The organism is Martelella lutilitoris (assembly GCF_005924265.1).
GTDB lineage: Bacteria > Pseudomonadota > Alphaproteobacteria > Rhizobiales > Rhizobiaceae > Martelella > Martelella lutilitoris.
In genome coordinates, this window is record NZ_VCLB01000008.1 from 271,590 (window position 1) to 283,289 (window position 11,700).

General features: G+C 64.0%; 17 protein-coding genes and 1 pseudogene. All 18 read right to left on the bottom strand.

What is annotated here, in order from left to right; genetic code table 11:
* Window positions 1–21: 21 nt before the first annotated feature.
* Window positions 22–456 (bottom strand): NlpC/P60 family protein, encoded by a 435-nt coding sequence (locus FF124_RS15855; RefSeq protein ID WP_138749456.1) that lies wholly within the window; start codon window positions 454–456, stop codon window positions 22–24.
* A complete protein-coding gene (locus FF124_RS15860) occupies window positions 453–1,343 on the bottom strand; it encodes a DUF2163 domain-containing protein (RefSeq protein WP_138749457.1) in 891 nt (296 codons plus the stop codon). Before FF124_RS15860 ends, FF124_RS15855 begins: the two co-directional genes overlap by 4 nt.
* Window positions 1,340–1,981: a DUF2460 domain-containing protein gene (locus tag FF124_RS15865; RefSeq protein WP_138749458.1), complete on the bottom strand. Its 642-nt coding sequence runs from the start codon at window positions 1,979–1,981 to the stop codon at window positions 1,340–1,342. The genes FF124_RS15860 and FF124_RS15865 overlap by 4 nt, the downstream gene beginning before the upstream one ends.
* Before the next feature lie 10 nt (window positions 1,982–1,991).
* Window positions 1,992–2,570, bottom strand: coding sequence for a phage tail tape measure protein (locus FF124_RS15870; RefSeq protein ID WP_138749459.1), 579 nt, complete (start codon window positions 2,568–2,570; stop codon window positions 1,992–1,994).
* Window positions 2,570–2,749, bottom strand: a pseudogene (locus FF124_RS15875) (rcc01693 family protein); the annotation flags it as partial. The gene FF124_RS15870 and the pseudogene FF124_RS15875, both read right to left, overlap by 1 nt.
* A gap of 47 nt (window positions 2,750–2,796) precedes the next feature.
* Window positions 2,797–3,177: a gene transfer agent family protein gene (locus tag FF124_RS15880; RefSeq protein WP_138749461.1), complete on the bottom strand. Its 381-nt coding sequence runs from the start codon at window positions 3,175–3,177 to the stop codon at window positions 2,797–2,799.
* Entirely contained in the window at window positions 3,174–3,584 is a 411-nt protein-coding gene (locus FF124_RS15885) for a phage major tail protein, TP901-1 family (protein WP_138749462.1), read from the bottom strand. The genes FF124_RS15880 and FF124_RS15885 overlap by 4 nt, the downstream gene beginning before the upstream one ends.
* A gap of 31 nt (window positions 3,585–3,615) precedes the next feature.
* Window positions 3,616–4,023, bottom strand: coding sequence for a DUF3168 domain-containing protein (locus FF124_RS15890; RefSeq protein ID WP_138749463.1), 408 nt, complete (start codon window positions 4,021–4,023; stop codon window positions 3,616–3,618).
* Window positions 4,020–4,349, bottom strand: coding sequence for a phage head closure protein (locus FF124_RS15895; RefSeq protein ID WP_138749464.1), 330 nt, complete (start codon window positions 4,347–4,349; stop codon window positions 4,020–4,022). The genes FF124_RS15890 and FF124_RS15895 overlap by 4 nt, the downstream gene beginning before the upstream one ends.
* A complete protein-coding gene (locus tag FF124_RS15900; RefSeq protein ID WP_138749465.1) occupies window positions 4,349–4,915 on the bottom strand; it encodes a head-tail connector protein in 567 nt (188 codons plus the stop codon). Before FF124_RS15900 ends, FF124_RS15895 begins: the two co-directional genes overlap by 1 nt.
* Before the next feature lie 76 nt (window positions 4,916–4,991).
* Window positions 4,992–6,221, bottom strand: a complete 1,230-nt coding sequence (locus tag FF124_RS15905) for a phage major capsid protein (RefSeq protein ID WP_138749524.1) — start codon at window positions 6,219–6,221, stop codon at window positions 4,992–4,994.
* Window positions 6,222–6,261: 40 nt separating this feature from the next.
* The gene (locus tag FF124_RS15910) at window positions 6,262–6,948 is read right to left on the bottom strand and encodes an HK97 family phage prohead protease (protein ID WP_138749466.1); all 687 of its coding nucleotides are present in this window, start codon (window positions 6,946–6,948) and stop codon (window positions 6,262–6,264) included.
* A gap of 30 nt (window positions 6,949–6,978) precedes the next feature.
* Window positions 6,979–8,136, bottom strand: a complete 1,158-nt coding sequence (locus tag FF124_RS15915) for a phage portal protein (RefSeq protein WP_138749467.1) — start codon at window positions 8,134–8,136, stop codon at window positions 6,979–6,981.
* Between the two features lie 182 nt (window positions 8,137–8,318).
* Window positions 8,319–8,636: a Dabb family protein gene (locus FF124_RS15920; protein ID WP_138749468.1), complete on the bottom strand. Its 318-nt coding sequence runs from the start codon at window positions 8,634–8,636 to the stop codon at window positions 8,319–8,321.
* Window positions 8,637–8,721: 85 nt separating this feature from the next.
* Window positions 8,722–10,038, bottom strand: coding sequence for a DNA-packaging protein (locus FF124_RS15925; protein ID WP_138749469.1), 1,317 nt, complete (start codon window positions 10,036–10,038; stop codon window positions 8,722–8,724).
* Complete coding sequence (locus tag FF124_RS15930; RefSeq protein ID WP_138749470.1) at window positions 9,950–10,438, bottom strand: hypothetical protein; 489 nt, start codon at window positions 10,436–10,438, stop codon at window positions 9,950–9,952. Before FF124_RS15930 ends, FF124_RS15925 begins: the two co-directional genes overlap by 89 nt.
* A 195-nt stretch (window positions 10,439–10,633) precedes the next feature.
* The gene (locus tag FF124_RS15935) at window positions 10,634–10,978 is read right to left on the bottom strand and encodes a carboxymuconolactone decarboxylase family protein (protein WP_138749471.1); all 345 of its coding nucleotides are present in this window, start codon (window positions 10,976–10,978) and stop codon (window positions 10,634–10,636) included.
* Window positions 10,979–11,085: 107 nt separating this feature from the next.
* The gene (locus tag FF124_RS15940) at window positions 11,086–11,565 is read right to left on the bottom strand and encodes a YcgN family cysteine cluster protein (protein WP_138749472.1); all 480 of its coding nucleotides are present in this window, start codon (window positions 11,563–11,565) and stop codon (window positions 11,086–11,088) included.
* Between the last annotated feature and the right edge of the window lie 135 nt (window positions 11,566–11,700).

Consider the following 11,700-nt stretch of genomic DNA (forward strand, 5'->3'; position numbering starts at 1 on the left):
GCCGGGGTCGGTGCCCTCCGGCTAAAGCGCGGGAAACCGATAAACGCCGGCGATCCTGCGCCGCCAAGACGGCACAAGCGGCGAGCGGATGACGCCCGCCTGCTCATAAGCGTGGATGAAATGGTCCGGCCCGCTGAGGATCCCCGCATGCTTTGCCGCAAACTGCGATCGCCAGCGAAACAGAAGGATATCGCCGGGCATCATCTGATCTTCAGGAAGAGGCGGACCGCAATAGCGGGCCGCGGCCTCAGCCAAGCGTTCGGTTCCGCTGCGCTCGGCCCAGTCGGCCGCATAAGGCGTCTCAATGCCCGGCACCGTACCGTAGAGCGCGCCCCAGACCCCGCGAACGAGACCGAGGCAGTCGCAACCGACGCCGATCTCTGCTGCCTGATGCCGATAGGGCGTGCCGATCCATTTTTCGGCCTCGGCGACGACCCTTAGCCCAATGCCCGTCATTTGAACAGCGCGCTCCCGTCATGCGCGCTCTCGCCATTCACATAGGAATAGGCAAAGTCCGCTCCCGGCACATGCGGAAAGCCACGGAAATTGAGGTGGTTGCCGAATTTCGTCCGGCAGGTGGAGAAAGCCTTGTCGCATCCCGCCGTCAGGCGCACCTGATCGCCAACCTCGGGCAAATGCTCGAGCGGCAACCAGAGATCGACCCGCATGCCGCCGGCAATCGGCGTGTTCGCATCGATATCGAAGCTTCGGCCGGCAAGGTCTCCGCTTTCAAACCGCGCCACGCCCTGGGCGAAAAACCCTTCGGCGAAATCACCTGTTGCAGCAATCGCGAGCCGGGTCTCGCTTTCAACTGCGTAAACGGCGCCGGTGGCGAAGAAACCGGGCGATCCCGGATCAAAACCACAAGCTGCGTCGCCAAAAACGGCATCGCACCGGCGCGTGAAACTACGACCCTGCGGCTGCGAAAGTCGATGAGTCAGCGACCGCAATTCGGCGCTGAAGCTGCCGCCTTCGCGCGATACCTCGCCGACCTCGAGAACCTGGAGAAGCTGATGCTGCTCGGGCGCCTGCCAGTTGACGAGAAAGACCTCGACCTTTGCACCGTCATAGTCTCCCCGGGCCAGCGCCTCCTGCGAAATAGCCTCGCTGGAAAAGCCGCCGACGACCTCATTGGTGCTGGCGACGAGCCCCTCCTCGCTTTCGAAGCCTGAAGACAGGAAACCGCTTGCCGCCTGAAACGGTGTTCCCGCGAACACGAGATCGCGGTCATGCTCGGTAAAACCAAGCACGCTTCCGTTCTTGAGCGTCATTCGCCAGCAGTGACAGACCGTTGTTGCATCCTGCCCGAGATGGGCAGCGAGTGCTGCATCCAGTGTTCTCATGGCATGATCTCCGTAAGCGGGACCGAGGGCACGCTGCCCGCATTGAAGGCCTTCATGTTGATGTCGATCCGGTCGATCGCAAAGCGGACCGGAACATCGAAGGAAAAGCCGGCGAAAATCTCAGCTCCGGTTGCCGGAATGGCACCGGCGGCAAAGGTCACGATGCCGGTCGTCGTATCGACGGAGAAATCAGAGTCCGGGCTCTCGATACCGTCGACGGAAACCCGAACCGAGCCGGCAACCGGCTTTTCGATCGTCCGGACGAATGAGGCCGCGGCATCGCCATAGGTCTTGATGAGCTGAAATGCCGCCGTAACGCCGTCGCCGCTTGCAATCCGCTGATCCGTCGGTCCTGGTTCCGCCAGCGGGCCGCAGGACTTGAAATCCACCGGATCGCGGAAGCGGAAACCGTAAAGCTCGCCGCCGCGCGCCTCGAAAAACGCCGTCAGTTCGTAAAGGTCGGCGATCGAACGCAGGGCGGAGCCCGCATCATAGGAGCGCCTGGAGTTCTTCCAGCGCTGGTTGCGGTTCTCCCGCCCGTTGGACAGGCTGACGATATCCGTGCGCCGAACCGGGCCGCCGCTGACGGAAAGCGACAGCCTCAGCGGAAAGCGCACTTCGTGAAAACTCGCGCTCATGACGGCTCCCTCAGAGATTGCGCTGGCCGGTGCGCACGGCCCTTGCCAGCATCGCGGAAATCTGTCCCTGGCTCTTCTGGAAGCTCGCCGCATCCTGAGCCGTGACATTGAAGACGATCTGCGGACCGCCGCCACCGCCGGATGCGGCAACCCCGAGTGCGCCATCCGGTCCGCGCTTCAGCGGCAGGATCGCCTCGCTGCCCGCCTCACCCATCAGCCCGAGCCCGCCGCTCATCGGAAAAAAGGTCGGGCGCGAAACCACGCCGCCATCGGCAAACGGCGTGATCCGGCCCGGAACGCCGCCATTGGCATGGGCAACGACCTGGATCAGGCCATCGGCGAGGTTGCCGATCTGGCCGGAGATCGCATTCTCAAGCGGCTTCAGCGCCGAATTGAGCGCCAGTTCGGAGAGCCGCCGGCCGAGATCGCCCAGGACGGTCTGCAACCCCTTGCCGGAAAGCGTCGCATCCTTCAGCGCACCGGTGATCGCGGTCGAAAACCGGTCGGACTGCGCCTCCAGGTCCACAAGCACGTCATAAAGCGCGCTCGCCCCGTTCACCGCCTCGGCATAATCGTCGCCTGGTTCCATCACATTCTCCTCGCTTCGTCGGGATAGCGCGTCATCATCTCGTCCAGCCCCGCGCGTGTCGGATAGGGCGCAACGGGCGCGAAAGCGCCGGTCATTGCCGCGAATTCGACCGGCGTCAAAGACCAGAAGTCCTCAGGTTTCAGCCGCAGCAGGCAAAGCCCCGTATGCAGCGCCGAGCGCCAGGGGAAAGGCTCGGCGCCGGGAGGTTCGGGACCTGCCGCTGCGGCTAGGAAGGGTCCGGCCGTGTCGCGCCCGCTGGCGCGCGCTCAGCCTCCCCTCCCGAAAAGGTCAAGGTCAGCAATTCGCCGACCAGTTTGGCATAGGCGGCAACGCCGCCCTCCACGCTCATCGCCGCCACCTCGTCGTCGTCGATGGCGTTGCCGCCGCCGCGAAGCCCCGCGCCGATGATGGCAATCAGGTCCTTTGCCCGCAGACGCCCGGCGCCGAGACGCTTGCCGAGGTCCCCGAGGCCGTCCGCGGAAAACGCCGTCTCGAGCTCCGCCAGCGCGCCGAGCGTCAGGCAGAGAATGCGGCGTTCGCCATCAATCACCGCCTCCACCTCGCCACGATGACGGTTGGCGCGCGCGCCCTTTCCGCCAATCGTCATGAGAGCGCTCCAAAGCTGATCGCTCCGCCCGATTCGAGCGCGACGTCGAATTGCAATTCGCCATTGTGCTGACCCGAATATTCGAGCGAAGTGAACTGGAAGGGGCCGGTCAGCGTGCCGAAACCGGGGATGACGATCTCCGCACTCACCAGCGCCCCGGCGAAAAAGGCCGCGCGCACCGTCTCGTCGGAGGCCGCGTCCTTGAAAATGCCGCTCGCCGTCAGCGAGGCGCGCTGGATGCCGGCGCCGCCAAGCAGTTCGCGCCAGCGCCCGGCGCTCTCGGAATCGGTGATGTCCACCGTCTCGGCATTGAAGCGCAAGGTCTTCGACCTGAGGCCGGCGACCGTCTCATAGGCGCTTCCATTGTGCAGTTTCAGCAGCAGATCCTTGGCCTTCTGGGCTGTCATCGTGATCTCCGTGGTCAATTGAAAGGACGGTTCAAACAGGCTCGGTCACGGCCCGAAAGCGCATCTCGGCGAGAAAATAGCCGGTGCGGGCCACACGCCGCCCCGTGGTCTTGCTGTGCAGCAGACTGACGAGAGCGAACCCGGAAAGCGAAAGCGCCGCATCGTGCAGCAGCGCCTTGACCCGCGCCTCGATCGCCTGCAACGTCTTGCGCCCATGCGCTTCCGACCAGATCTCGAGCGTGAGAAAGTGTTCGCTGCCAGCCTCGGTTGCCGTCGAATAGTCGCGCGTCTCGCATTCGCCGAAGACGATCGCCGGCAGTTGCGGCCGGCTCAGCAGCCGGTCGAATATCGCGTCCGGCCCGATCAGCGCCGTCAGCGCGGCATCATTCGCAAGCCGCGCGTGGATCGCGCTCAAAAGCGCATTTTCGGCCGAACTCATGGCCTCTCCTCCTCGCAGCGGCAGACGGTATAGCGGCCCGTCTCATCGGGATCGCGAAAACCGGCAAGGCGGAACACCCGCGCGCCGACCACGAACCGCATGCCCGACACGAGATCGCTGCGTGCCCGAAACCAGATTTCATGGGTCACGCGAAAAGTCTCACCACTGGCCTCTTCGCTGGATGCGACCGAAAGCGGTTCAATTCTGGCCCAGGCCCGCGCGACAAGCGTGTAGGTGATGGTTGCGCCGCCCTGTCCGTCCGGCGCCGCCATCGGCATCATCAGGTCGAGGCGGGCGGAAAAGGCGCCGGGGTCAAGCGTCAGCATCAAAGCCTCCAGGCCTTCAGCGGCGCGATCAGCCGGTCATAACCATCCGGCGCGCCGGCGGGTTGCTGATCGGCGGCAACGACGCCGCGAAAGGCAAACATATGGGCGACGTGGCGAAGGATCGCCTGCTTGGCGACATCCGGCGCATCGGCCGCGGAACCAAACCCGGCGGTGAAATCAACTTCGATCCCGTTAAGCCCTGCCCTTCGGCCCGCGAGATCGGGCAGGTAGAAACGCGCCGGCCGCGCCCGGCCATCAAGCCGCGCCTCCGTCAGGGACGGCGCCGAGGCTGTGCCATCGTTGTCATAGACCGTGACCGTTTCGACCGACTGCACCGGACCATGCGCCAGGGAAATCATTCCGCTCGCCGGCCAGTCATCGCGGTAAAGCCGCCATTCCTGCGTGACAAGCGAAAGCCCGGTTACCATTTCCAGATAGTCCCGCGCCGTGGTGATGAGGTCGGCCAGAAGTGCATCCTCATCGCTGCCGTCAAGGCGCAGAAACGCCTTGGCCTCGGCAAGGGTCACCGGCTCTTCGCCCGCGGGCGTAATCAGCGCATAGCTCATCGCGAAATCGTCCTTCTGCCATCAAAAAACCCCGGCAGACACTGCCGGGGCCGGTCATTTCGTTGCTCAGGGCGCATTACGCGTCGCCGAACTTCACCAGCTTGATCGCCTCGAAGTTCTGAACTCCGCCGCCAACGCGCTTGGTCGTGTAGAACAGCACATAGGGCTTGGCAGAATAGGGATCGCGCAGGATCCTGACCCCGGCCCGGTCGACGACCAGATAACCGGCGGCGAAATCGCCGAAGGCGATCGACATGGTGTCGATGCCGATATCCGGCATGTCTTCCGCCTCGGTTACAGGAAAGCCCATCAGCGAGGCCGGCTGGCCGAGACTTGCCGGCGGCTGCCAGAGATAATTGCCGTCATCATCCTTGAACTTGCGGATCGTCCCTTGCGTCTTCCGGTTCATGACGAAATGGGCGTTCTGGCGGTGCGCCGCCTTCAGCGCATAGATGGTCTCGATCAGCGTGTCGGAGGGATCGGCGGCCTTGAAGCCGCCATCAACCCCGGTGGCGATATAGCCGATCTTCTCCCATTCCCAGGCATTGTCGGCCACTGTGGCATAGCTCAGGAAGCCCTTCGGCGTATTCGCCGTGTTGCCGCCGACAAAGGCCGCCCCTTCCTGCTCGGCAAAGGCGATGTCGATCTCCGAGGCAATCCAGTTCTCGACATCGACGGCTGCGTCATCGAGCAGCGAGGCGCTCGCCGCCGGCATGGCGTAAAGCTCCATGGTCGGGAAGGAGAGCTCGGAAATATCCGGCGTCGCCGTCTGGTCACGGTCGGCAATTTCTCCGACCCAGCCGGCGGTAAAGCCCGAGGCGATGAACGGCTTCTTCAAGACCGCGCCGGACACCTGGCGCACGGTCGCCAGCCGACGGATCGGCGAAACGGCCGAAAGCCTGCGGCCGATCTCGCTATCCGTCTCCTCCGGCACCAGATAGCCGCCGTCGCTTTCGGTCGTCGAGATCGCCTTGGCTTCCAGCGCACGAAGCCCGTGCTCGTCGCCGCGGCGGATATAGTTTTCGAACGCAGCCTTGTGCTCGCTCGCGGCAAGGCTCGTTCCTCGCCCAAGCGCCGGTCGCGCCCGCTTCAGCTGCATCTCGTCGAGCTGGCGGGCCTGGGCATCCATGGCGCGGTTGATGCGGTCGACCTTTTCGCGGGTCAGCACATCCTCGCCCATCTTGCTCTCGAGCTCGCCGAGCCTTCGGTCATTGGCGTCCTTGAACGCCTCGAAGCTCGACATGAAGGCCTCGAAGGCCTCGGTAATGCTTGCGGGCGCGCTCTTGATCTCGGGCGCCGCTGTCATCTTCGCATCGGTCACGATGAATTCCTCTCTTTGAAAAACTTCAGGACGACATCATCCGCCGTGCCCGGCGCAGAAGGCCGAGCAGGCGTTCGTCGTCCATCTCGTCATCGCCGCCGGCCGCATCCCGCCCGCCGACAAGCGCGTCATAGCCGCCGGTCAGAAACCGGCGCGCCGCCTTTCGGCTCAGGCCGGCATCCCGCGTCAGCCATCGCTCGAATTCCCTGATGGTGGGAAATGCGTCACCCGCCTGCTTCACGCTGGCGATGCGTGCCGAAGGCAGCATCGGAAAGGTGACGATCGAAATCTCCCAAAGATCGGCTTCCAGCACCCGGCGCACGCCGGTCTTCGCGTCCGTCTTGGCGCGCACGGTCTGGAAGCCGATCGAAAGCCCATCGAGCCCGCCGGATTTCATCAGCGCATGCACCTCGCGGGCACGCGCCACGTCCGGCGACAGAACGCCTTCAACGTAGAGCCCGCGCCCATCCTCGCGGAGCTTGCGCCAGGCGCCGATCGGCTCGGAAGGGTCGTGCTGGAACAGCATGCGCACGCCCTCGGCCCCGCGCTTTTGCAGGGAGCGCGAAAACGCGCCGCGCTCGATCATGTCCTTGCCCAGGTCAACTTCGCCGAAGAGGCTGGCATAGCCGGAAAAGGAGCCGTCGCCGGCAAGGTCTGTCAGCGACAGATCGGCATATTTCAGTTCATCGGCCAGCATCGATCCCTCGCCCATAGCGGCTCCTCCTGAATGCTCTTGCATGTGTCAGTACCCCACGGCCTCGCGCTTCTCGTCGTCGGTCAGGAATTCGGCAGACCCGACCCGCGCCCAAAGCGCATCGCGCTCGGCGGCAAGTGCGGGCACCTGGTCGAGATCCGGCTCAAGCTTCAGCCCCGCCCCATAGGCCGGCTCCAGCCAGGCCGTCAGCGAGGCGGCCGTGCGGGCAATCAGCGGCAGAACGGTCAGCCGGTAGAAGGCGCGGTTGGCCTCCTGATAGTTGGAATAGGTATTGTCGCCGGGAATGCCGAGCATCATCGGCGGCACGCCGATGGAAAGCGCGATGTCGCGAGCTGCCCCATTGCGCGCCTCGGTGAAATCCATGTCGCGCGGCGTCAGCCCCATCGCCTTCCAGTCGAGCCCGCCCTCCAGAAGCAACGGCCGCCCGGCCCTCACCGGTCCGCTATAGCCCTCCTCCAGCTCCTGTTTCAGCCGCTCATACTGTTCCTCGGTCAAATTGCCGCCGTCCTTCGGCTGGTAGACCAGCGCGCCGGAGGGCCTTGCCGAATTGTCGAGCAGCGCCTTGTTCCAGACGGAAGCGGCGTTGTGCAGGTCGAGCGCCATCTGGGCGGCCGCGAGCGGCGAAAACCCGGTCTGGTCGTCGAGCGGATGGAAGAGCCGCATGTGCAGAAGCGTCAGACCCTCGCCGTCGGCGGCAAAACGGGTCACATGGTTGCCGGTGCGGTATTCATAGGCCTCCGGCCAGCCGTCGCGCCCCTCGATCACGCGGATGCGGTCCGGCCGCAACAGGTGCAGTTCGCGAAGGTCGCCGCTAAGAACGATCGGCTCGACATAGGCATTGCCGGAAAGCAGCAGCGCGCCGAACAACGCCTCGAGAAAATCCGCCCCGCACATCCGCCGGTTCGGCCGCTTCAGAAGCGAAAGCAGCGGATGGTCTGAAACGAGCGTGCCGTTGTCGAACAATTGCCAGGGCATGGCGCCCGCAGCCTCCGCGATCAGACGGACGGCGCGGTGGGCCACCGGGTTCTTCATGAACCCTTCGCGGGCAAGGGCGGCATAGGACCGGCCTGACCAGCGCGCCTCGCCGCTGAAGGCGATGGCGGAGAGCATTGTCGCCGCCTTTTTGTCGGGCACGCCGACGGGCTCGGCCGGGCGCCTGCCCGGCAGATGAAAGGGCATTTTCATGCCGCCCCCCTTTTCCTTGGCTAGAGCATTTCGCAGTCAGATGGAGACATCTGACGTCCGCGAAAATGCGTCAAAACAGATAGATAGAGCGGTTGCGCGTTTCCAAGAAAGGCAGAGCCGCTCTAGAAACAAAAAAGCCCCGGAAAAACCGGGGCCACGTCAGTCAGTCAGTGTGTTCGGCGTCAGTCCTTCAGCCTCGCTTTCCGCACGGCCTTTGCCGTGTCGTAATCGGCGGCCATCCGCATCTCGCGGAGCGGACGGACAAGCGCCGTCGACTTCTTGTAGAGCGGGTGTTCGCGATAGGCAGCAAGCGCCGCCTCATCCTCGAACTCGCCATAGACGACGAAATCGACCTTTTCGTCATAGAGATCGCTGCGCGTGTTGCGACCGATCTCCAGAACCGAAGCATGCGGGTTTTCCGTCAGGATCGAAAGGCCGGTCTCGATCTGATCGGCGTCGCCGCCCTCCGGCACCGAAAAGAAAACGATATGTCTGATCATGCGAAAACCTCGTTGCGCCCTGAAAAGGCCGATTGCGGCATTCGGCTAGCATGGGCCATTGTGCGGTGCAAGCGCCAATGGCGCCTCACACGCGCGGGACCCCGTCGCCTTCCAGAAGCAGCGCCGTCAGCGCCCAGACCAGGGCGTCGAGCCGGTCCGGCGAGCGACCGCCGGAAAGCCCGTCCGGCCCGAAATCGCACATCTGGTCGACAAGCCGGGCAAAATGGCCCGCATGGCGCACCCTGCCCTGCTCATAAAGCGCGGCAACCGGCTCGGCGCGCAGAAACTTGCCGCGCCGCGCCCTCACCGTTGAAACCGGCAGGCGCTCGTCGACGCTTTTCAGCATCGCCGTCACCATGTCGCCGCCCTGATTGATCTCCGCAACCACGCGGTCGGCATCAAACCGACGAAAGGCCTCGACCACGGCGCGCGCCCATTCGGACGGCGTGCCGCCTTCGACCGAGCAGTCGGCCAGCACCAGCGCGCCGCCGTTTTCCATGCCGCCCGCGACCACGATACCGCAGACCGAGCGGCGACCGGAACCGGAAGGCGGGTCGACGGCAACCACGATCCGCCCCGTTGCCATCGCGTTGCGCGAGACGCTCGATTCCAGTTCGGATCGCCGCCACAACCCGTCCTCGCGGTCCTCGATCATCTCTCCGTCGAGTTCCTGCCGCCCGAGCCGCGTGCCGCCATAGCGGCTTGAAAGCGCCTTCAAGAAACCCGGCGCCAGATTGGCATGATTGTCTGCCGTGGAAATCCGCGTCAGCGTCGTGTCGCTTTCCGCCTTCAGCTTTTTCAAAAGCGGCACGGCGCGCGGCGTCGTCGTCACCATCTGGCGCGGCCGCGCGCCCAGCCTCAGGCCGAACTGCAGCATGTCCCAGCATTCCTGGCCATAACGCCATTTCGCCAGTTCGTCGCACCAGGCGAAGTGGAATTGCGGCCCGCGCAGCGCCTCCGGATCTTCAGAGGAAAAAAGATAGGCCACCGCGCCATTCGGCCAGATCAGCCGGCGGCGGGTGATCTCCAGAACCGGCGCCATCCGCCGCGCGATCCGGCAGATGCCGGAGACGCCGTCGATCATCACCTCGCGGGCATCCCCGAGCGTCTCGGCCACCAGCGCGATGCGCAGATCGCATTTTGCTCCGCCTGAAAGCGCCAGTGCGTGCACCCATTCCGCGCCGGCCCGCGTCTTGCCGGAACCGCGCCCGCCCATCAGAAGCCATGTGCGCCAGTCGGCAGCGGGCGGCATTTGCTCGGGCCGTCCCAGAAAGGCCCAGTCGCGGGAAAGCGCGCTGACAAGGGCATAGCGATCATCGGTCGCCGGCGCGCTCGGCGAGGCGCCTTTCTGCCAGTTCCTCGGCCCGCTTTTCGATGAGGTCGAGGAAATGGGCTTTGGCATCTTCATATGTCCTCAGATCGAGTGCGCGTTCCTCGGCGTCGCGACGGCTCTCGGCAAGCCTGCGCTGCAATTCGTCGGCCTTTTCCAGCGTGCGGATGATCAGCGCCACCGCGTCGGCCGCGGCCTTCACCTCGCCGCGCACATCCGCATCGTCTCCCTCCCGGCCCTTTTTGACGGCCGCCATCCTGAGCTTGCGGAAAAACGCAAATTGCGCGCGCATCTCGACGGTCAGGTCATTGAGCAAGAGCCTGAGATCGTCATCGGCATTGGCCCGCCGCGCCTTCGGTTCGATCGCATGATAGCCCGCATGGGTTCGGTGCGTCGCCGGATCTCCCTCGTAACGCGGCGTGCGCGGCCAGAGCCCGAAAAACGAAATATCGAATGTTTCATGGTCGACCACGAAACCCTCCTTTTGACCGCTCGCGGCAGCCGTCCGGCAACAAAAAAGCCCGGCGAGAACCGGGCTTTGGAAAATCTGACGGAGGCCTTGAAACCAGTGAGGTCACCGACCGCCGCAGATTTCCGACTGTAGGGAAAACCTAGCAGACGACCGTAACGCCGTCAAGGATTATTTTCCTATTTTGTGTTCTTTTTCTTATTTCGCCGAGAACTGATCGAAGGCTTCCAGCGCATGGGCGGCATACATCAACCCCGGCCCGCCATCCATGTAAACGGCAACGCCGAGCACTTCCTCATACTCGGCCCTGGTGACGCCGAGCTTGACCAGAGCCTTGGCGTGAAAGGCGATGCAGGGCTCGCAGCGCAGCGCCACGGCAATGCCGAGCGCGATATATTCCTTGGTCTTGGCATCGAGCGCGCCCGCCTTGCAGGCGGCCCCCGCCATTGCCGAAAAACCGCTCATGGTGTCGGGAATGTCCTTGCGAAGGACGGCGGTCTGCCGCGAGATGTCGGCAGTCATCTGAAGATAGTCGGTCGCCATGGGGAGGATCCTTGCATATTCATAGTTACGATGATGAATACATAGGCCCCCTCGCGGCTCCCGCATTGCGCTGGGTCAAGCGGCGCCCGACCCATCAGAAACACGAATCAGCCGGTCTTCTCTCCGGTCAGCACCGGCCATTCGATGATGTAGTCCTCGTAGTCCTCGACCGGCACCTCCATCTCGCTCACGGTCCGGTCGCGCGCGGAGATTCCGACCTGGTGCACCGTCTCGCGGTCACCGGAAACGAGATAATGCCACCAGTAGAGATCATGCCCCTCGTGGACGAGCCTGTAGGCGCAGGTCGGCGGCAACCAGGGGATCTCCCTGACGCCCGCGACATCGAGCTGGATGCATTCCGGCACCGTCTTCCAGCGATCCTCATAATCGGAGCACTGGCAGGAATGTCCGTCGAGCAGCCGGCAGGCGACCGAAGTGAAGGCCACCTCGCCCGTTTCCCAATCCTCCAGCTTGTTGAGACAGCACAACCCGCAACCGTCGCAGAGGCTTTCCCATTCGCGGGCGTCCATCTCGTCGAGCCGTTTCGTCTTCCAGAACGGTTGCTGTTCTTCTGCTCTGTCGCCCATGTCCGGATCACCTTCGTCTTGAAGGTGGCTATATGCGTCAGCGGCTGCCGCTGTTCAACCCGTGAACGGAGCACGCCTGCCAAAGGTAAGTCTCTGCTGCCTTCAACCAAGGTCTTATCACTTTCGCTCAATTGC